Raw genomic sequence first — 20,130 nt, 5'->3', positions numbered from 1 at the left:
AGCCCGAAGACCCGATCCCACTCCACCACCTGCACCCGGTCCGGCACCTAAGGGCGCCCCCCGGGGGGCGCCCTTCGGGCGTAACACCTCGTAACCCCATGTAGGTGAGATCGGTGGGGGTGGGCGGGGTGACGTCGGTGCGGGCGAAGGCGAAGCAGTTCGGCACCACCTGCGCACGTTCCAGGGGCAGCACGTCCGCGTTCGTCGGCAGCGGGTGGGTGGCGTAGTAGGCGTTGCACGCGGCCTTGGCGAAGGTGAAGGTACCCGGGGCGGCGGGTGCGGTGAGCCAGTCGCCGCCGTTCGGGTCGACGTTGAACGCGTATTCGTCGGCGAGGGCTCGGGTGACGTCGTACAGACTGTCGGCGCCGCCGTTGACGAAGGTGGCCGCCTGGGCCGAGGTCGTCGTGCCGACCACGAGTGTCATGGTGGCGCCGAGCGCGGCCGACAGCGCGCCGACGGTGCGTCGGCGATACGAACCGAGCATGATGGATGTGCCCCTCTCATCGGGAATCACAGACCGGACCGGATCGAACTCCTCTGAGGGAAGCCTGATTTGCCCACGCACGGGGCAACCGGCAGGGAAACATCGAGCCCGCCGGATGGCCGACCCGTATCCGTACCGCCACACGGATCGTGAGCCGTGCACACACTCGGGTGGTGCGCCTGCCCCGCCTCGGGGAAACGATGACTTCACTCCCCTGGAGGGGCGGTCCTTTCACGGGCTGCAGTGGTCGCTGTCGTCGGACACGGCAAGGTTCGACCTGCACCTCGGTGGTTTCGAAGTTGGCTTCACGGCTACCGGGGCGACTTTCACGCGCGGTTGACCTGTACGTCGGCACGCGGGACTGGGCCTGACCGACTTCGGGGTCACTCAGATTCCGATAGCGTTCATTAACGCCCGTGCCGTCCAGGACAGCCTGCCCATCCGCGTCACCCACCTCCAGCTCCTGATTGCCCAGGGTCCCCGCGCCCGGATCTGGGTCGGGATCCGGTGACTCTGGGCCCCTGCGGGAGTCAGGACAAGGGGTGGTTGTCGAGGTGTGTACCGGGGTGCGGGCCACCAGTGGATGTCGGCGTCGGTGTGGTGGCCGGCGGTGGTGCGCGGGTGTTGCCGGGTGCGGTCGTCGAACGGGTGGTGGCCGTGGTCGCCGGTCGATGCTCCCGCCATACCCGCCACGGATGGTTCGCGCCGATACCCGATGCCCGATGCCCGAACGGGAGAGTGGGATTCCTGGGTCCGGCCCAATGCATCAAAGATCGGATTTCCACGTGCATGGGGGCTGGGGAACATCCATGTCAGATCGTGCGCTAAGCGTTTTCCACGCTGATTGGTGCTTTGACCTGGGGTGATTGCGGGGCGGAGCCTTCGCGGGTCGTTGTTGTCGACCCTTCGGAGGGCTGTGGTGGCGGTTGAGTTCCTGTCGGATGAGCAGGCGGCCGGGTACGGGGCGTTTCACGGGGCGCCGTCGCGGGCGGAGTTGGAGCGGTACTTCTTCCTGGACGACGCGGACCGGGAGTTGATCGAGGGCAAGCGGCGGGCGCACAACCGGCTCGGGTTCGCGGTGCAGCCGACGAGCGTGCGGTTCCTGGGCCGGTTCATGCCGGACCCGCGGCGGGTGCCGGAGGAGGTCGCCGAGTACCTCGCCGAACAGCTCGCGATCGCGGATCCGTCGTGTCTGAAGGAGTACGGCGAGCGGGACGGGACAGCGCGGACGCACGCCGGGGAGATCCAGGACGCGGGCGGCTGGCGGGACTTCGCCGAGGTCCGCGACGAGTTGGTCGTGTGGTTGGACGCGCGGGCGTGGACGACCGGGGACGGGCCGAAGGCGTTGTTCGACGTGGCGGCCGGATGGCTGCGTGAACGCCGGGTGCTGCTGCCCGGAGCGAGCCGCCTGGCCCGGCTGGTGGGGACGGTGCGGGAGGCGGCGAACCAACGGCTGTGGGACACCTTGCACGGGCTGCTGACGACGGGGCAGCGCGGGGCGTTGGACGCGCTGTTGGCGGTGCCGCCGGGCGCGCGGGTGTCGAAGCTGGACCGGCTGCGGCACGGCCCGGTGCGGGTCTCCGGCCCGCAGATGAAGGCCGCGCTGGAACGGGTGCGGGAGATCACCGACTTGGGCATGGGCTCGGTGGACGTGTCGGCGATACCGCCGCGGCGGCCGGCGGCGTTGTCGCGGTACGGGGTGGACGGCAAGGCGTCGTTGCTGAAGCGGCACACTGACGAGCGGCGGCCGGCGACGCTGCCGGCGACCGCGGTGCATCTGGCGGAGCGGACGGTGGACGACGCGTTGGACCTGCTGGACGTGCTGGTCGCCACGAAGCTGCCGGCCCGGGTCGAGCGGGAGAGCGCGAAGGCGAAGCTGAAGACGCTGCCGCGGGTGGAGCGGGCGTCGGCGAAGCCGGCGACCGCGTTCCAGGTCGTCTTCGACACCACCGCCGAGCAGGTCGACACCGAGACCGGGAAGATCACCCCGCCCGAGGTCGACACACTGACAGGGATGTGGGAGCGCATCGAGGCCGTGGTGCCGCGCCACGAACTCGCCGCGGCCGTCGCGGCGCTGTTCGAGCTGACGCCGCCGCTGGACTCCGACGCCGATGCCGCGTGGCGGGCGCTGCTGGTGTCCCGGTTCGGCACCGTGCGGCCGTTCTTGAAGCTGCTGGTCGAGGCCGTCGACTTCGGCGCCACCCCGGAAGGCGCCCCAGTGCTGGCTGCGTTGAAGACGCTGCCCGAGCTGATGGGCCGCAAGAAGGTCACCCCCGCCGAGATCGACACCGACCTCCTCACCGGGTCGTGGCGGCGCCTGGTCCTGCACGGGCCGGGCCTGGAACCGGGCACGGTGGACTGGGAGGCGTACGTGTTCTGCGTGCTGGAGCGGTTCCACCGGATGCTGCGCCGACGGGAGGTGTTCGCGAAGAACTCCTCCAAGTGGAGCGACCCGCGGGCCAAGCTGCTGGCTGGCGACGCGTGGAAGCGGACACGGCCGACGGTGCTGGCGTCAGTGAACCTGCCGGCCTCGCCCGACGCGCACCTGGCAGCGCGGGCCGCGCTGCTGGACGGCACGTACCGCGAGGTCGCGGATCGCGTGCCGGCCAATGCGCAGATCACGTTCGACGACACAGGACGGCTGCACTTCGCGGCGCTGGAGCCGGAGCCCGAACCGGTCTCGCTGCTGAACCTGCGGGCGGCGGTGAACGCGATGCTCCCGCGCGTCGACCTGCCCGAAGTGCTGCTGGAGGTGTTCTCCTGGACCGGCGCCGACCAGGCGTTCACCTCGGTCACCGGCGGCGAGGCACGGTTGAAGGACCTGCACGTCACCATCGCGGCGCTGCTGGTCGCCCACGGCTGCAACGTCGGCTACACCCCAGTCATCGGCGGCGTCGACGCACTGAAGTACGGGCGGCTGTCCCACGTCGACCAGACGTACCTGCGGCTGGCGACCTACCGGGCAGCGAACGCCACGCTCATCGCGCACCAGGCGCCTATCCCGCTCGCGCAGGCGTGGGGTGGCGGGCTGGTCGCCTCGGTCGACGGGATGCGGTTCGTGGTGCCCGTCCCCAGCGTGTACGCGCGGCCGAACCCGAAATTCTTCGGACGTCGGGGCGGGGCAACGTGGCTCAACATGATCAACGACCAGGCAGCCGGGCTGGGCGGGAAGGTCGTGGCCGGCACCCCGCGCGACTCGCTGTACGTGCTGGACGTGCTGTACGACCGCGACGGCGGCCGCCGCCCGGAGATGATCGTCACCGACACCGCCTCCTACAGCGACATCGTGTTCGGGCTGCTCACCCTGGCCGGGTTCGCCTACGCCCCGCAGCTCGCCGACCTGCCCGATCAGAAGATGTGGCGCATCGACCGCGCCTCCGACTACGGCGCCTTCACCGACGCCGCCCGCGGCTGGATCAACCTGGCCCGCATCGAGCGGCACTGGGACGACATCCTGCGGATCGTCGGCTCCATCCACACCGGAGCCGTCCGCGCCTACGACGTCATCCGCATGCTGTCCCGTGACGGCCGCCCGACACCCCTGGGCGACGCGATCGCGCACTACGGGCGGATCTCCAAGACCCTGCACATCCTGCGGCTGGCCGACGAACCCGGCTACCGGCGGCAGATCAAGGTGCAGGCCAACCTGCAGGAGGGCCGGCACGCGCTGGCCCGGAAGATCTTCCACGGCAAGCACGGGCAGCCGTACCAGCGGTACCAGGACGGCATGGAGGACCAGATCGGCGCCCTCGGCCTCGTCCTGAACGCGCTGGTGCTGTTCAACACCCGCTACATGGACGCCGCCGTGACCAAGCTGCGCGGCGACGGGTTCGACGTCCGCGACGAGGATGTGGCCCGTCTCTCCCCGTTCGTCCGCCACCACGTCAACATGCTCGGCCGGTACTCCTTCCGCCTCCCCGACCTGCCCGACGGCCTACGGCCGCTGCGCGACCCGGGTACGGCCGAGGAAGACTGACCAGCATCCGCGCCGCGGTCGGTAAGCCACGATGTCGCAGGGGCCGTCCCCGTTAAAGGTCAGGGGGACGGCCCTGGCGCGTCTGACGCTCTGCGACTTGACGCAGGTCGGGGAGTGAGAAGGAACAAAGCGTGAGCCATTGCCGATGGCCACGGAGAGCGCGAGAGCTGGTTCCCGGCCCGATGCTCCTCAACCCAGGGCGATGACGCGATCGATGCGGTCGGGCGATCCCACGGGCGGGGCACCCGGTTGGCATGATCGGATGCCGGAACCGTTGGGGCGAGGAAGGAAAGCACATGGCGGGAGGTCCCCTGGAAGGGACGCACGGGCTGCAGGACGTCGGCGGCACCCGAGTGCCGTCCACCTGGCCAGCGACGGCGCCGGGCGACACGGTCTTCGTGTACGGGTACAACCTTGGCGGCAGCGGACGGTGGGACGTTCTGGAAGCAGACGAAGACGGATCCCTGGCTCTTGACTGGTACAGCTACGACGACGACGAGGACAACTTCGAACTGGCCGCGGCAGAGCAGATGCTCACAGTCCTCGGTTGCACGGAGCCGTGGGACACAGAGGCGTACTGGGCTTGCGCCCTTGGGGCGCCGTCGCGGCTGGGAGTGGAGATCATCCGCCACAGGACGGAACACGAGCCGATGTACGCCTGGCCGATGTACGCCCTCGCCACTGCGGTGGTCCCCGCCCCGGTCAGGCAGGCCAACGACGCCGACGGTGCGGGGAGCAGCCCGCTGCTGACCGTCGATCCGGCGTGGGACGACACGCTGCAATCAGCGTTGTCGGTACTCCAAATGACCCCCGCCCAGAGCACGCCCGGATGGGTACGCGTGGCCAGATGTCCGTAGCGCCGTGCGCACTCCGTGCTACGCGTCCCGTGCCGCCCAACGCACCACCGGTGATCCCTGCCTGCGGCACGGACAAGGGCAATCGCGGGGCCATCCCGACGTTCGACCGCAGCCCGCGGAAACCCGAAACGATCCAGCGGTAGCGGAAATCACACCTCAGGGCAGGCGAGTTGCTCAGCGCCGGACGTCTCCTGGTGCGAGCAGGGTGGTCAGTTTGGCGATTGCCTCAGGTGACGCTTTGACGTAGCGGCTGAGGTTGTCGGGCTTGCGGTGCCGCGACTTGGCCATCAGCAGCAGCACGTTGACCCCGTCGCGTTCCCCGAGGTCGAACGGGTCGGGTCGGGCTCCGCGGCGCGCGGGCCCGAGGGGCGCGGGTTCGCCGCGCAGCAGCCAGCCCCAGGTGGTGAGCGCGATGCGGTAGATGCGGGCGGAGCACTTGGCGATGCCGGCTCCGGTCAGGTACCGCTCGACCGCGGCCTCGCCTCGTACGTCGGCGGCGCCGGCGAGAGCGGCACCACGTCTCCGCGCGGCGCCGGGACGGCCTGGCCGTTGTGCGGTACTGCCGCGGCCTGTTCGATCGCCATGGCCGCCCCTTTGCCTCTGCCGCAGTAAATGCGTACACCTCGCCTGGCGGCCGCCAAGACGGCGCTGCAGGTCGCGGGGCTCACGCTAAAGGCCCTGCCGCGGTAAATCCGGCATTTACTGCGGCAGATGCCGGATACGATCATCCGCCGATGGAGACGACGTTGCGGGGGCCTGATGGATGACGTGATCGCGCGGGTGGTGGAGACGTGCGGGAGCCACCCGTCGCAGTGGGACGTGTGGACCGCTGACGGCCGCTACCTCTTCCTGCACTACCGCCACGGCATCGGCACCGTCGAGCAGCATCCGGACAGCGACCCGGACTCGTGGACCACCGAGGCTTGGGAGTCCGGGCGGTCCCGGACGGTGAAGGAATGGAACGACGGCACGGACGAGGGATACATGCCCCTCGCGGCGTTCCTCGCCGCCGCCGGCTTGCGCCTGGCTCCCGACGCGGACGTCTCCCGCCGATGACCTCTGTTCCCGCAGAGCCCCCGAACCACGCCTCGTACTTCGTCGCGGCGTTCCCGGGGTTCCTCGCCGACGACGTGCGCGCTGTCGCGTCGACGATGCCGCCGCACAGGCTGGGGCCCGTCGAACCGTTCCCGGTCGATGTCCAAGGCGAGCGCGTGGCGATCCCGTACCGCATCTACAACGACGAACCGGACATCGCGCTGTCCGCGTCGTTCTCCGAACGCCAGGTGTTCGTCCTTCACTGCCTCTACACGCGGCATCATGACGGCCGGGTACGCCAGCGCCACCTGGAGCGCATCCTTCCCCTGGCCGAGCCGTGGGTGGTGCCCTTCGTGGTCCATCTGGTCGGCGAGTACGTGGTGGAGATCCAGCGCACCATCTGGGACGGGCTGGTCGACATCGACATCCCCGGAACACCCCAACACGACGTATACGGCGCCTTCCTCGCCGCGAACCCGGACTTCCTGCACCTCACGAGCCAACGCATCGCCAGCTACTGGAACTGCTACTACCGCAACAAGTACCCCCGCGAGTACTACCCCGGGCGCATCATCCTGGAGTCCCTGCGCGACGCCGCACGGCGTGCGGCCCTATGAGGCCGGCTGGTTGCACCTGACAGACCGGTTTAAGCCCTCGCTGGTGGACCGGGCATCGCCGCCGTCACGTTCTGGGACGCGGGTCAGGTCGCTGTGGCGGGGAACAGCACCCGCGGTTGCAGGTCGAGCCTGACCGTCGGGTCCGCGTCGGGCGGGGCCAGGTTAAGGACCCAGTCGCCGAAGCGTCGGATCGTGCGGGTGATGTACGGGGTGATGGTCGCGAGGTCGTCGACGTCGACCGGGTGGCCCTCGGCAGCCAAGGCGTTCGCGGCGTCGGTGATGTCGAGCGCGGCGGAGTGGATCGCGGCGTTCGCGATCAGCTCGTTGAACTTCACCACCCTCTCCTGGTAGCCGGGGTCGTTGTGGCCGATGAGCCGCCCGCCGATCATCAGCCACGTCGCGTAGTCGTGGAACGCCTCGGTGCGGTTCGTCACCGCGGTGATGTGCTCCCGCAGGGCCGGCTCGGACAGATACCGCAGCAGCGTCACGGTCCGCACCACGCACCCCAGCTCCCGCAGCGCCTTGTAGATGCGGTTGCGCTTGGAGTGGTTGCCCAGCCGACGCAGCAGCGTCACCGACGACAGCCGGCCCTCCCGGATCGAGATCCCGGTGCGGAGCAGGTCGGTCCAGTGCCTTTTGATCAGGGCCCAGTCGATGGTGTGGTCGCCGAACAGCGAGTCGATGTGCCGGTAGCGGATGGATGGGTCGGGGCGGTGGAAGGCGAGGTCGTGCCAGTTGCGGATCCGCGGCAGCAGGTCGAAGCCCAGCAATGCGGCCAGCCCGAACACCGGCAGCGACTGGCCTTGGGTATCGGCGTGGACCGCATCGGGGCGGATCGCCGAGTCGTTGGACAGCAGCAGGTCCAGCAGGTAGACCGCCTCCCACACCCCGCACGGGATGAACCGGGAGAACAACGCCACATAGGTGTCGGAGATCAGTCGGTACGCGATTCCGCCGAACCCGCCATAGCGGATGTGGGATTCGGCCAGCAGGTTGTTCTCCCAGGTGTCGATCTGGAGCCGTCGGCCGCCGCAGTGCGCCCGTCGCCCCACATTGCCCGCGACGTCCAGCAGCGCGAACGCGTCGATGACGTCAACGGACGCCCGGTGGATCTTGTTGGGGTCGGCGTGCTTGTTCCCCGCGGTGGAGATCTCGTGCGCGCTGACCCCGCGCATGTGCCGCGCGACCTCGGTCGGCCCCAGGTTCCCGCCGTATGCGAACGCCGTCACCACGTATCGGCCCATCACGTCGCCGCGGATCTTCGGGTCCGACCCGGACGGCGGTCCGAAGTGCCGGTGCCAGCCGGTCAGGTGCGCGGTGCGCCCGAGGATGTCCAGCAGCGACCGTTCGGGCAGCCGCTCCAGGATCCGGCTCTCCAGCGCGAGTGCGGACGGCCTGCGCTCGGCCCCTTTGCGGCGAGCCAGCACCGGTCGCCCGCCTTCCAACCGCAGGTCGGTGTTCGCCGGATACCCCGCGTCCACCTCTCGGGCGGTCTTCGTCAACAGCCCGCGATAGTGCGCGGCCAGTGCCGCCGTGTCGGCCGGGATGCCGGCCTGCTCGCAGAACTCCGGCACGTGCGGGGCGCACTCCTCCCAGCTCGTCAACTGGTCGTACAGGTTCGCGTACGAGTCCGAGCCGACCACCGCGACATCCCCGCTGCGCAGTTCCGTGGCGAGGTGCGAGAACACGCACACCTCCAGGTGCCGGCGCGCCAGCATCCCCGGGTGGCGCTTGTCCCGCAGTGTCGTGCGCCACATCCCTGAGGCGAACGCGTCCACGTCGACCGCGAGGGCCACCTTCTCGCCGTCGCGCACGTGCACCGTGGACTCCTCGATCCACTCCCCGCGCCGGTCCCGGTTCGCCCGGATGAACGCCACCGCGTCCACCACCGCCCGCTCCGCCGACGTCGCCTCCAACTCCAACGCGTCCACCAGGGTGAAGAGCACCGAGCGATGCGACTTGTAGAACTGCTCCACCAGCGGCAGGTAGTTGTTCCCGTGGTGCGCCGCCACCGCCTCATGCGCGGCCGTCAAGGCCCCCAGACCGCCGCTGGCCTCCAATGCCTTGAGTACCAGCTCGCCCGTACGCCGCGCAGCCTCCTCTCCGGCAGCCTCGTCTGCGTCGGCGCCGTCCCCACGCCCCTCGTCACCGGGTGCCGAGCCCTCGCCGTGGCCGTCGACGCCCGCAACCGACGCGACATCGTCGTCTGCAGCGGCGGTGCCTTCGCGGGCCGCGGCCAGCACCTCGCCGAACACTTCCAACAGGCGCTCGGACTCGGCGCGGTGCGCCTCGCGCAGCTCCTCCAGCCTTTCGCGGCCTCTGCGGTGGATGGCCGCCATGCCCTTGCAGAACATGTCGGTCACCTCATCGCGCGCGCTGATCCGCAGCGTGTGCACCAGCGCGGCCAGCAGCGAAAGCCGCTTGGCCTCGCCCACCTTGCCCATGTCGTTGGCGTCGGTCAGCCGGGCCTCGCCGGCGAAGTGCCCGACCTTCGCCATCGGCACCCCCACCAGCCATGCCTCGGTCGGACCGATCGCGTCCAACGCGGCCAGGTGCGCGAGCCGCGCCTTGAGCTTGCCGATCGTCGCGGCCTTCGCCGGGTCCTTGAGCCGGTCGAACTGACTGCGGCGCACCGCCGGATCGACTACCAGCAATTGCAGCAGCCGCGCCCGAGCGTCCCACGGGACCCTCCCGGAGACCGCCGCGAACACACCCCGGTTGACCTCGGCGCGAATCGCCGCCGCCATCTCGTTCAGCGTTGAGAAGCCCGGCAGCTCCCGCCGCCTGCGGATCAGCTGCTCCAGCGCCACATTGATGAGATCGGCCGGGTTGTCCTTGGACCGCGCGGCCGCGCGGATCGCCGCCTCAGCGATCACCCGCGCCCCGGCCTGGTCGTAGACCACACCCAACCGCTTACGTACGAATTCCCGATGGCGCTTGGCCGTCCGGTCCGCGTCCACCTCACACGGCACGTCCTCGGCCAGACCCAGCACGGCGCGCAAGTGACCAATGCTGCCACGGGGATCTGGTCCAATCTCGGGAAGTACCCGAGGTACTGGTACGACTTCAACCACGCCGCCAACGACAGCAGATGCGGATCGGTCGTCGTCTTCTCCCGCGCCCACACGACCTCCTCGGCCGTCAGCATGAACACGTCCGGCACGTCCCGCGCCGACATCCGCTCGAACCGCGGATAGGCGGTGCGGTCGATCGACGTCACCAGCACCCCGAGCACTCACGACACGACAAGGCCCAAGAAGCCTAGCCACCGCACTTGATGTCACGGCCCCTTTCCGGCGTATTCGGGTGCCACCCCTTCCAGGTGTTGACCGCCGCCGATCCCCACAGCAGTTCGAGCGCCTGACCGACCTCATCGTCGGCGACCGACTGAAGCGGCCGCGCCCCGCCGAGGTGGTCGGCGGTCTTGCCGACCGCCACCGCGTAGGCCCGCGCGGTGTTCGGGTTCGCCTGCGCGTCGAGAAACGAGTCCGCCGCCGCTTGCACTGTCAGCCCGCCGGCAACCGGCAGCGCCACCACCTCGCTGCGGCTTGCCGCAGATAACGGGGGCGCTTCGCGTCGGCCCCGAGAATCATCGCCGCAGCTCAAGTTCACGGTTGACACAGATAATAGGTCATTATCTGCGCCTCGATCTCCGAACTCACCGCCCGGGCATGGCACGTCGGCCTGCCACCAGGACAGACGCGGCCTTAGCGCACGATCTGACATCGATGTTCCTCAGACCTGCATGTCCGTGTCGCGCGCCGGATCCCGATCCGATCATGATCGTGTGACCCCTCGTGCCACCCGCTTCCTTGTTCGCGTCGTCGACCGCTCTCATCGGTCGCGGCTGCATGCCCGCCCGCTCGACGGCTCCTCGTTTCGACCGTGCTCGGTGCGCGACCCGAGGTCGGCGCCGTGGCGCGGGGACTCGACCTTCCGGGCACACGCCCATACGCCGGCGACCGAATTCGCCGGCGTGGCGAAAGGGCTCGCCGCAACACGGCCCTGCACGGGCCATACGAGTCCCGGACGCGGGACGGTGCCCACGTCCACTCACTCGACGCCGACTCCGAACCACGCACTCATCGTCCGGGCACGCTTCATTCCCGAACCCCGGTTCGTCGACGGTCTGCGGCCGACTCCGCCAAAGGGTCTTCGGGAAGCCCATCGTGGTCCTCCGGCTCGGACATGGTCGTCTCGTCCAGCGGCACAGGGACCGAAACGACCTCGTCGCGACCCGCACCGCGTCCCCGGGACGGGTCGAACCCCTCGACGGGGACGCCGCGACGTCGCGAAGACCGACGACCGTCCGCTTGGCGTCCCCCCGGTCCGGGCCGCCCCGGGAGTGATCGTGGTCGGACGCCCCGGGGCGATGCGAGCGTGGCCGCTGTTCCAACCCGCCACCGCGAACCGCGCCCGTCCGGTCGCCATCCACCGACGTCGCCCGGCAACACCCCTCCGCGGGTGACCGGCCCGAACACCCCGCCGAAGTCAGTGCATGGCCCCTCGACCCTCACCAGCGCCACCCCTCAAGCGACAGGACATCCCCGTGAACTTGGATTCCCTCGACCCGCACTGGGTCCGCAACTGGGCCGCAGACGTCACCGTGCACCTGCAGTCCGTCATGTCGGCGTTCGACGGCGACGACCCCTACCCGCCCGGCAGGAACGAGATCGTCCCGGTGGGCTCCGATCAACGTGGCCTCGAGACGCTTCGCGCCCACCCGGGAACCCCACCGGACCTGATCACCTTCTACAGCGTGATCGACGAGGTGCTCATGGGCGCCTTCGCCAACGCGTTCTTCATCCACCCGCCCAGCCACGTCATCAGGCAAGTCGTCGGCGACCCCATCGTCCTCGACGACGGCAAGCGGCACGATCTTCGCCAGCAACCGCGGAGGAATCTTTATGCCATGGGCCCCGACAACAAGGTGTACCGCTCACACGACGCCGCCCTGAACGGCGACTACACGCCCATCGCAACCGACCTACGCGACTTCCTCGAACAACTCCGTGACGCCGTGGCCCACTACGCCATCACCCCGACCCCGGGCGACTGGTGACCCGACGCCCCGGGGGCGGTGGTCGAGCCACCGCCGGTGCCCCGCCAGGGTGTCGGCGCCGGCCCATGAACGACCACTTCGTCTCGCCCTCGACCGCCACGAGATCCCTCAAAAGGGATTGGACGCGCACTACCCCGAGTGGCCGAGACCGCGTAACGATATTCAGACCTTGTTCGGCGACACGCGCCGTTCCCTGCGTCGGATCAACGTGCCGCACGAGGACATGCTCGATCTGCCGCCGTCGGCCCTTCGCTTTTCGGACGGCGGCTCATATCGAGTCGAGATCCCCACCGTCGACTCGATTTCCGCCGCAGAGGCGATCCTGGAAGAAGCGAATCGAATAGGCGTGCGGGTGAACCGTCTCACCGAGACGATGGGTCTCTTCCGGCACACCGTCCGGGAGATCACCCAAATAGTGGAATCATGTGCCGCCTACGGATGCGAACTGGTCATGTCGCCCGTCGCCCGTCGCCCGTCGCCCGTCGCCCGTCGCCCGTCGCCCGTCGCCCGTCGCCCGCCGCCCGCCGGCGGCCCGGCCGAGGTCGATGCCGCCGGAACCGGTCGCCGTTTTCAGCCACGTCGAATCCGCCGCAGTGCTTTACCAACGGATGTTGGGGACGTGCGGCTCGGCTCGGCTCATCGACCGTCTGCAGCGCCTGGTCGCCGTGCAAGTGATATTCCAGCTGACCACGGGCGTCAAAGCCACCCGCACCTGGCGGGCGCCCGACCACGGGCGCACTGCGCGGCAGGAGCGTTCATCGGCGTGATACGCCACTGGTTGTTGCACAGCGAGACCGTGCTCCCCGCCGAGAACGCGGCGGCGAATGCCTGGCAGGTCCGGCGTCGGCACGCTGACGCGCCGCCCATGCCGCTTCGGGCGCCATACTCGCGTCCGGCGCCGTCAGCATGTCCGGTCCCCCCAATCGCACGGCCATCGGGAACCATCGCCTGCGATGACCCTCGAAACGGGCCGGCCGATCCCCATTGGCACTTCGGAACCCCTGTCGCCTCACGAGACTCGCGCGGGCGCCGGGGCCGGCGCGACGTACCGTGGACCAACGCGAGCAGGGCTCGACATCAGGTAGGCCGCGATGGCCGCCACGAGCACGAAGCCGGCTACCCACGGCGGCGTGGCACCCGAGGGGCGGCCCTCGAACGCCAACCCAGCGGACAAAATGATCAAGGTTCTACCGATCCGGTCGTTCCAGCCGACCGCGGCGGCGACCGCACAGATTCCCCACAGGAGATACCAGGGCTGGACCATGGGTGAGAAGGCAACGAGCGCCAACAATGACAATCCATGGCCGACCATTGGCGGAAGTCGTCGGGTCAGAGTTCCGACGACGAGGACGGCGATCGCCGTCACCATCGCCACGAGGCCAAGCGTCTGGACGGCGCGCATCGCCGTCGCCGGATCGAAGCCGACTGACGCTTGGGCCAGGTGACCGACCGAGAGCCCGATCGAACTGGTGGCCGAAAGTGGGGTGTATATCGTGGCGGCGACCCCTTGGGTCCGCAACCAGCCGAAGCCGGTACCGCTGAGGATCGTCGTTGCCATCACCACGACCAACGCGATCGTGCCCGGACCGACTATCCCGGTGGCCATGCGACGAAACCGCGATCCTCGGGCTCCCTGTGCGACGATCACCACGACGAAGAGCAGGGCGACGGCGGCGGGCGTCTTGACCATCATCGCGAAGCCGACCAACCCGCTCCCGCACACCCATCGCCCTCGCAGGGTCAGGACGATGCCTGCCAGCATGAGGGCAATCATGAGTCCGTCGTTGTGCACGCCGCCGACGACATGCATCACCGTCAACGGATTCAACGCTGCCAACCACAACGTACGACAGGCGGGCGCATCGTACTCGTTCGCCAACTGCCTCACCGCCCAGACGATCAGGCCGAGCGCAACCATCGACACCAGACGCATCCCGAGCACCGTGGGCACAATGGCCCCGTTCGTCAGTCCGACCAGGACCTTCGCGAGCAGGAGAAAGGCCGGACCGTACGGGGCCGGGGTCTCCACCCACCTGGGACCGACACTCGCCGCTGCGTCTGCGCCCGGGGAGTCGAGGGGCAGGACGGAAGGACCGTGCACGTAAACGTCGAGGCCCTCCAGAACCATCGCGCCCTGGGCGATGTAGCTGTAGGCGTCGGCGCTGTAGAGCGGCGGAGCCAATGCCAGCGGCACGATCCACCAGACGAGGGTCTTCACCGTTTCGCGTGCACTCGTGGATTCGCCCCGGGCCAGCAGCCTCCCGTAGACCCCCCATGTCACCACGAGGATCGCCAGTCCGACGTAGGCCACGATTTCTGCGGCCAAGGCAACCTCACCACTTCGGGGAACCCACAGTCCCCAGGCGTCGTGGGCGGGCAGGGATCCCGACCCGAACCCGCCCACCGCCATCGCCAGAGTCCCCGTCGCGCCCCAGAGGCGTAACGCGCCCACCCGTGACATCCTCGTCCGCTCACGGCTTGACGGTGGGTCGTCGCGAAGGCTGAATCCCGAGTGAGGTGGCTCCAGCTCGTTGGGTGCCTTTTGGAGCGCCCACATACGCAGTATTCCTTGCGATTGATTATCCGAACAGCCGTCACACCCTGGAAGAGCAACGCGAGAAAAGTAACGGCGGGGCCGACTCGCACCCTTGGACAAACGCGCCAACTCCGGAGGCAACGGCGAACCGGACATCCAACAGGCCCTGACCGTAAGGCGATACACCGAACTGTCTGCGACGGTGGTGTGTCAGTGGGGGTCTGAAGAATCGGTCGGCTCTGTCTCACATTCGGGATGCTGTTGGCGATCTTTTCGCCATGGTGACGGCTGCCGGTGTCGGCGCTTCCATGGGATAAGGGTCGTGGTGAGGGGGCATCGGTGTCGATGGGAACGGCATCAGGGCTTGGTATTCCGGTACGGACGTTGCAGGTCGCGCGGGCGGCGAACCCCCTGTGGTACTACGGCGATGTGGGTGCGGGACCGGATGTCGGTAGTGTTCCGCGATGAGGATTTCGCCGACTGGTTCCCGCGCGACGGGCGTCGGGGTCTGTCCCGGCGCGGTTGGCGTTGGTGTCGGTGCTTCGGTTCACCGAGAACCTGACCGACCGGCAGGCTGCGGAGACGGTGCGGCGCCGGATCGACGGGAAGTACGCGCTCGGCTTGGAGCCGGACGATCCCGGGTTCGACCACTCGGTGCTGAGCGAGTTCCGCGCCCGCATCGCCGAAGGGGACCGGGCGGACCGGTTGTTGGGGTTGTTCGTCGGTCGGCTGGTCGAGGCCGGGCTGGTCCGTGGCGGTGGCCGGCAGCGGACGGACCCACGTCCTCGCGGCGGTACGGACGCTCAATCGCGCCGAACCGGTCGGGGAGACGTTGCGGTGCGCATTGGAGGCGCTCGCGAAGAAGGACGAGGTGTGGCTCGCCGGGGTCGTCACCTCGGAGTGGGCGGAGCGCTATGGCCGTTCGGTCCGCCACGACTGGTTGCCCAAGGGCAAACCGGCGCTGGATGCGCGTACGCTCCAAGTCGGCGAGGACGGAATGGCGGTGCTGAACGCGGTCCACGATCGCGCCTCCCCCACTCGGCTGCGCGACCTGGACGCGGTGCGGGTCCTGCGGCGAGTCTGGGTCCGACAGTACTGGTACGACGCCGACGGCCGGTTGCGGTGGCGCGGAGCGAAACAGACCAAAGGACCGGGCGCGCGTGATTCCGGGGGTGTCCGGTTCGTGTGTGGGTGGTGGTGTGGGCTGGGGCGTTGCGGGTTGGGTGAGAACGTTTCAGGTCTGTTCGGGTGGGCTCGGTGGGGGGCTGGCCTGGGGGTGTCGCGGTTTCGTTGGGAAAGCCCGGGTGTGTTGCACATACCCCTGTGCGTCTGAAGGCCCGGATCGTGTTTGTGCTGGTCACAGCGTTTTGGTCTGGGTCGCAGAGGTCGGACGGCGGTCTACCGCCCGGGTGTGCGGGGCCCGGTGGTGGGGTGGTGTCGGGTTTCGGCGGTGTGGTCGACGCGGATCGCGTCGAGGTTGGTTTTGGTGATGTGTTCGGTGCCGTCCACGATCGCGGTGATGGCGGCTTGGCGGATGAGGCGGGAGGGGGCTGCCGATGCGACGGGCGGTGCGTTGGTGGAGGTAGGGCGCGAGGCGGCGGTGGTGTCCCGGCGTGGTGTGTGTGTTCGGGTCGAGGGCGGTTTCCACGCCGGTGATCAACTCTTTGAACGGTTCGCGTGTGTCGAGCCGTGTGGGGAGCGCACCGCACTCGACCAACGAGGCCCGTCCGGCGAGTTGCGCGCCGCGTACACCCCCGAACAACGCGGTTGTCACCACGTCGATGCCCGCGTACACGAATGTCGCGCCGATGCGTTCGGTGAGGTCTCTTCGACAGGTCGGCGGTTTCGGCGCCGGTGGTGGTGCGGGGGCGAGGACGGCGGGGTCTCGTCGATGGGGACGAGGTGGACGCCGGCTCGGTGGTAGGTGTGGCAGACGGCCTCGGCAGTGGCGCGAACACCAGTGGCGCAGCCGGCGTCGACCACCGCCGGCCCGGCTGCTGATGATCTGTGCCTGTGTCAGGCGGGTGCCGGCGGGGATGCCGAGGTAGCGGGCGAATTCGGCGGCCAGGGCCTTCACGGTTGCGCCCGGCGGTACGAGGACGTACGCCACCGGGACCCGGCCCTCCACTCTCCCGCTGTGTCGGGCGGCCTCCGCGAGGTGGCACGTGCGTCCGGCATGGAGTACAGCGGTGGTCTTCCCGGCCGCGGCGGGGCCGCCGGCGATCAACGCCGGTCGGGCGGTGGTGCGTTGGTGGCGGCCGAGGATCGTCGGCGTGCGTATGTTCGTGGCGAGGGTGTCGATGGTCGGGGTGCGGATGGTCACGAACGCGCAGTGGTAGGCCAGGCGTTCCTCCCGGCCGCGTGGCGGTGCATCGGGGTCGGGTGGTGTCGGGGGGCGCCTTGGCCGCGAAGTCCCGCCAGCCCTGTCAGGTGGTGACCGGCCGGGACTGTTCCGTCGTCTCCGCACCGACGCCCCACCTGTCGTCGCCCGATCGTGCATCGGGGGTCACCATTTCAGGGCCTCCTCGTGTGCGTCGTAGATCCCGAGTCCCGGGTGCGGCGGGGCGGGGGAGTCGAGTTCGTCTTCGCCGGTGTCCGGCAGCGGTGACTCGTCGATGCCGTCGTCGAGCGCGTCGAGGCCGTCCTCGTCCTCTCCGCAGACCGTGTCGCCGAGGTCCTGTTCCCACTCCTCGCGTACCGAGCGTGCCGGTGGGGGAGTCCGGATGGGTGCGCCGCGGGACAGGAGCCGCTGTTCGGCACGGGTGGAGTGTCCTGTGTGGGCGCGGCGCATGAGCCGCTCGAGGGCGTCGACGAGGCCGGCCTCGTACCGGTCGCGGTGCAGCCATCGCCGCACGGTCTTCGCATCGCACCCCGCCCGAGCCGCCACCTGCGGCACGCGCAGGCCTTCCCAGCTCAGCGTGACGATCCTCGCCCGCAGGATCCAGTCGCCCGGCGCGTGACGCGCCCCGGCCAACCGCCGGATCCTCTTTTCCTCGTTCCCGTCCACGGGTTGACGGGCCATCAGAAACTTCGGCACCACACTCGCCCCCGAGCAGCCGAAACACCGCTGTTTGACTACTACTTACCCGCCCAAAACGGAACTTGGCAGTAGGTGTTCTGTTCACAGAGGTTGGTAGCGATATAGCCCAGATTGATCCCCGTTGGCATCCGCGGAGTCGGGTGGCGAGGAGGTTCAGGGCGTGGGCGCTGATGGTGGCGTGTTGCGAAGCCCGGCCGCGGCTCGGGCCAGTGCGGCGAGGGCCGATGAGTGGTGGCCGGCCGGCCATGCGAGCACTGTCGTGATGTCCGGGGCGTCGACGACGGGCACCGCGACATGGTCGGGCCACTGCCAGGCGCGGCTGGAGGCGGGGATGACGAGCAGGGTCTTGCCGAGTGCGACGAGCTGGGCGAGTTGTGACTGGGTGTGCACCTCTGGCCCGGGGCCGTCGGGGTAGGAGCCGTCGAGCCGGGGCCATCGGGCGATGGGAAGGTCCGGCACGTTGCCGACGTCCGCAAGGGTGAGCTGGGGACGTGCGGCGAGCGGGTGTCCCGACGGGAGGAGCGCGACTTGGCCTTCGGTGCAGAGGACTTCGGTATCGAACCCGGCCAGGTCGTCGACCGGCCGGTGCATGAGGGCCACATCTGCGCGCCCGCCGCGCAGGAACCGTGCCTGCTCACCGACCTCGCACAGGACGACTTCGACCGGTGCCGTATCGGTGTCGGCTGCCGACGAGGCGAGGAGTCGTTGCAGCAGTTCGTGTGATGCGCCGGCTTTCGTCACCAGCACCAGTGGCCGCTGGAGATCCTCTGCCCGCCGGGTCCGGCGTGCGGCAGCCGCGACCGCATCGAGGGCTACCCGGGCTTCGCGCAGCAGGACACCGCCGGCGCCGGTGAGGGCCACTCCTCGTCGGTCCCGGTTCAGGAGCTGGACGCCGAGCCGACGTTCCAGCTGTCGGATGGCGCGCGACAGCGGCGGCTGCGCGATCCCGAGTCGCTGGGCCGCGCGCGCGAAGTGCAGCTCCTCGGCGACCGCAACGAAGTACCGCAGCTCACGGGTCTCCAGGTCGTCCATGCGCGTACCCTATCCACCTTGTGATACCCGCCGGGTATCACAGCGTACTTGATCGATATTGGACGAAACGGACGCCGCGCGCTGAGCATGGGCGGCGTGAACAACACCAGGACAGCGCTGGTCACCGGCGCGAACAAGGGAATCGGCTTCGCCATCGCTCAGGGCCTCGGAGTCCTTGGCTTCACCGTCGCCGTGGGGGCGCGTGACCACGCCCGACGCGAGGAGGCCGTGCAGCGGTTGCATGCCGCAGGCATAGATGCGTTCGGAGTCGCCCTCGAAGTCACCTCCGACGCCAGTGTCGCCGCAGCGGCGGCGAGCATCGAGAAGGAAGCCGGGCGACTCGACGTCCTCGTCAACAACGCAGGAATCTCCGGCCGGTTCGCGGACGGGGCGCAGGACCCCACGAACCTCGACCTCGACGTCCTGCGCACAGTCCTGGAAACGAACGTGTTCGGGGTTGTACGGGTGACGAACGCGATGCTCCCGCTGCTCAGCCGTGCCGCCTCGCCCCGGATCGTCAACATGTCCAGCAACATGGGATCGCTGACGCTGCGGACCGGCCCGGTCATGGCCGCCTACGCACCCTCCAAGTCGATGCTCAACAGCGTCACAGCCCAGTACGCCCGCCGATTCGCCGACACGAACATCATCGTGAACGTGGCATGCCCCGGATACGTCGCAACCGACTTCACCGGATTCGCCGGGGAACGAACACCCGAGCAGGGCGCCGCGATCGCCCTTCGCCTCGCCACCCTGCCCGACGACGGCCCCCGAGGCGGCTTCTTCGACGACAAGGGAGCCGTCGCCTGGTAACTCTGCGCGCGCGAGAGCGCCGAGTTGGCAGTGGGCGCGTCACGCGGCCGCCGGCAACCGGGGTGGATCCCACACCACACCGACATGCCCAGCATGAGCGGCGAGCCCCGCCTGAGAGAGATGGCGACCCGCGAATAGCGCACGCGTTCCGCGCGAGCCCACCCACGTTTTCACAACCCGCCACCGAACCTCACCACTTGCCGGCGCCCATCCAACGGCCGGGTGCACGAGACATCACTCGTGCGCCCGGCCATCGTCATCTTCCGAGCCGGAAAGACCCCGCACGGTCCACCGCATCGCACTCCTGACCGAGACCGCAGTGCGTCGTCGACGACCAATGGCCACTCCGCCGTGCGGCGGAACGCTTCCACGTCTCACCCACCACAGCGAAACGGTGGGCCGACCGCCATTGCGAGCAGGGACCCGCCGGGATGACGGATCGCTCCAGTCGCTCGCACCTCAGCCCGCGTCAGACGCCGACCCGCACCGAGCGGCGCATCATCAAAGTCCGCGTCCTGCGCCCTGGGGCCAGCCCGCATCGCCTACCTGCTCGGCCTCGCGCGAGCGGTTCGCCGAACATGCCCGAGGTATTCGCGCGCCGGCGGGCTCTACCTCGTTCGAGTGAATCCTGTGATCGATGGGATGAGTGTCCTCCGATCGCGGATCAGGACGGAAGGA

General features: G+C 69.1%; 13 protein-coding genes and 4 pseudogenes. 9 read left to right on the top strand and 8 right to left on the bottom strand.

Features of this window, described 5'->3' with window-relative positions; all coding sequences use genetic code 11:
• Nucleotides 1-484, bottom strand: a 484-nt coding sequence (locus ACWCPW_RS47600) for a hypothetical protein (RefSeq protein WP_449767887.1), incomplete at its 3' end; no start/stop codon positions are given.
• A 919-nt stretch (nucleotides 485-1,403) separates the two neighbouring features.
• On the opposite strand from ACWCPW_RS47600, the gene ACWCPW_RS47595 reads away from it, so the two are divergent.
• Nucleotides 1,404-4,460, top strand: coding sequence for a Tn3 family transposase (locus ACWCPW_RS47595; protein WP_449767886.1), 3,057 nt, complete (start codon nucleotides 1,404-1,406; stop codon nucleotides 4,458-4,460).
• Between the two features lie 296 nt (nucleotides 4,461-4,756).
• Nucleotides 4,757-5,317 (top strand): hypothetical protein, encoded by a 561-nt coding sequence (locus tag ACWCPW_RS47590; protein ID WP_449767885.1) that lies wholly within the window; start codon nucleotides 4,757-4,759, stop codon nucleotides 5,315-5,317.
• A gap of 174 nt (nucleotides 5,318-5,491) precedes the next feature.
• Here the strand turns inward: ACWCPW_RS47590 and ACWCPW_RS47585 are convergent, their stop codons facing one another.
• Both ACWCPW_RS47585 and ACWCPW_RS47580 read right to left on the bottom strand, forming a co-directional pair.
• Nucleotides 5,492-5,617 carry a hypothetical protein gene (locus ACWCPW_RS47585; RefSeq protein ID WP_449767884.1) on the bottom strand — a complete coding sequence of 42 codons (126 nt, stop codon included), beginning with the start codon at nucleotides 5,615-5,617 and terminating at the stop codon, nucleotides 5,492-5,494.
• Nucleotides 5,618-5,772: 155 nt separating this feature from the next.
• Complete coding sequence (locus tag ACWCPW_RS47580) at nucleotides 5,773-5,901, bottom strand: hypothetical protein (protein WP_449767883.1); 129 nt, start codon at nucleotides 5,899-5,901, stop codon at nucleotides 5,773-5,775.
• A gap of 175 nt (nucleotides 5,902-6,076) precedes the next feature.
• Here ACWCPW_RS47580 and ACWCPW_RS47575 point away from each other — a divergent pair, with 175 nt between their 5' ends.
• A complete protein-coding gene (locus tag ACWCPW_RS47575; RefSeq protein ID WP_449767882.1) occupies nucleotides 6,077-6,373 on the top strand; it encodes a hypothetical protein in 297 nt (98 codons plus the stop codon).
• On the top strand, nucleotides 6,370-6,969 hold the full coding sequence (locus tag ACWCPW_RS47570; protein WP_449767881.1) for a hypothetical protein: 600 nt from the start codon (nucleotides 6,370-6,372) through the stop codon (nucleotides 6,967-6,969). The genes ACWCPW_RS47575 and ACWCPW_RS47570 overlap by 4 nt, the downstream gene beginning before the upstream one ends.
• A gap of 83 nt (nucleotides 6,970-7,052) precedes the next feature.
• Here the strand turns inward: ACWCPW_RS47570 and ACWCPW_RS47565 are convergent.
• A pseudogene (locus ACWCPW_RS47565) lies at nucleotides 7,053-10,147 on the bottom strand (Tn3 family transposase).
• Nucleotides 10,148-10,287: 140 nt separating this feature from the next.
• Nucleotides 10,288-10,506 (bottom strand): annotated as a pseudogene (locus tag ACWCPW_RS47560) (site-specific integrase); the annotation flags it as partial.
• A 1,012-nt stretch (nucleotides 10,507-11,518) separates the two neighbouring features.
• Here ACWCPW_RS47560 and ACWCPW_RS47555 point away from each other — a divergent pair.
• Nucleotides 11,519-12,031: a hypothetical protein gene (locus ACWCPW_RS47555; RefSeq protein ID WP_449767880.1), complete on the top strand. Its 513-nt coding sequence runs from the start codon at nucleotides 11,519-11,521 to the stop codon at nucleotides 12,029-12,031.
• A gap of 1,009 nt (nucleotides 12,032-13,040) precedes the next feature.
• Here ACWCPW_RS47555 and mptB read toward each other — a convergent pair.
• Nucleotides 13,041-14,558, bottom strand: a complete 1,518-nt coding sequence (gene mptB / locus ACWCPW_RS47550) for a polyprenol phosphomannose-dependent alpha 1,6 mannosyltransferase MptB (RefSeq protein ID WP_449767890.1) — start codon at nucleotides 14,556-14,558, stop codon at nucleotides 13,041-13,043.
• Nucleotides 14,559-15,089: 531 nt separating this feature from the next.
• On the opposite strand from mptB, the pseudogene ACWCPW_RS47545 reads away from it, so the two are divergent.
• Nucleotides 15,090-15,263: pseudogene (locus tag ACWCPW_RS47545) on the top strand (transposase); the annotation flags it as partial.
• Between the two features lie 61 nt (nucleotides 15,264-15,324).
• Entirely contained in the window at nucleotides 15,325-15,900 is a 576-nt protein-coding gene (locus ACWCPW_RS47540) for a hypothetical protein (RefSeq protein WP_449767891.1), read from the top strand.
• Nucleotides 15,901-17,073: 1,173 nt separating this feature from the next.
• Here the strand turns inward: ACWCPW_RS47540 and ACWCPW_RS47535 are convergent.
• Together ACWCPW_RS47535 and ACWCPW_RS47530 are read right to left on the bottom strand one after the other, a co-directional pair.
• Nucleotides 17,074-17,589 carry a helix-turn-helix domain-containing protein gene (locus ACWCPW_RS47535; RefSeq protein WP_449767879.1) on the bottom strand — a complete coding sequence of 172 codons (516 nt, stop codon included), beginning with the start codon at nucleotides 17,587-17,589 and terminating at the stop codon, nucleotides 17,074-17,076.
• Between the two features lie 171 nt (nucleotides 17,590-17,760).
• Nucleotides 17,761-18,639 (bottom strand): LysR family transcriptional regulator, encoded by an 879-nt coding sequence (locus ACWCPW_RS47530; RefSeq protein ID WP_449767878.1) that lies wholly within the window; start codon nucleotides 18,637-18,639, stop codon nucleotides 17,761-17,763.
• 87 nt (nucleotides 18,640-18,726) lie between these two features.
• Between ACWCPW_RS47530 and ACWCPW_RS47525 the strand changes: the two genes are divergently transcribed.
• Both ACWCPW_RS47525 and ACWCPW_RS47520 read left to right on the top strand, forming a co-directional pair.
• The gene (locus ACWCPW_RS47525; protein WP_449767889.1) at nucleotides 18,727-19,452 is read left to right on the top strand and encodes an SDR family oxidoreductase; all 726 of its coding nucleotides are present in this window, start codon (nucleotides 18,727-18,729) and stop codon (nucleotides 19,450-19,452) included.
• 317 nt (nucleotides 19,453-19,769) lie between these two features.
• A pseudogene (locus ACWCPW_RS47520) lies at nucleotides 19,770-20,052 on the top strand (leucine zipper domain-containing protein); the annotation flags it as partial.
• Nucleotides 20,053-20,130 lie beyond the last annotated feature (78 nt).

The sequence above is a fragment of the Embleya sp. NPDC001921 genome, from assembly GCF_053594475.1.
This window is presented reverse-complemented; position numbering and strand designations above follow the sequence as displayed.

Coding starts and splice junctions, on each gene's coding strand:
- ACWCPW_RS47590 (WP_449767885.1), top strand. CDS start 4,757: ATGGCGGGAGGTCCCCTGGAAGGGACGCACGGGCTGCAGGACGTCGGC.
- ACWCPW_RS47580 (WP_449767883.1), bottom strand. CDS start 5,901: ATGGCGATCGAACAGGCCGCGGCAGTACCGCACAACGGCCAGGCCGTC.
- ACWCPW_RS47575 (WP_449767882.1), top strand. CDS start 6,077: ATGGATGACGTGATCGCGCGGGTGGTGGAGACGTGCGGGAGCCACCCG.
- ACWCPW_RS47570 (WP_449767881.1), top strand. CDS start 6,370: ATGACCTCTGTTCCCGCAGAGCCCCCGAACCACGCCTCGTACTTCGTC.
- ACWCPW_RS47535 (WP_449767879.1), bottom strand. CDS start 17,589: ATGGCCCGTCAACCCGTGGACGGGAACGAGGAAAAGAGGATCCGGCGG.
- ACWCPW_RS47530 (WP_449767878.1), bottom strand. CDS start 18,639: ATGGACGACCTGGAGACCCGTGAGCTGCGGTACTTCGTTGCGGTCGCC.
- ACWCPW_RS47525 (WP_449767889.1), top strand. CDS start 18,727: ATGGGCGGCGTGAACAACACCAGGACAGCGCTGGTCACCGGCGCGAAC.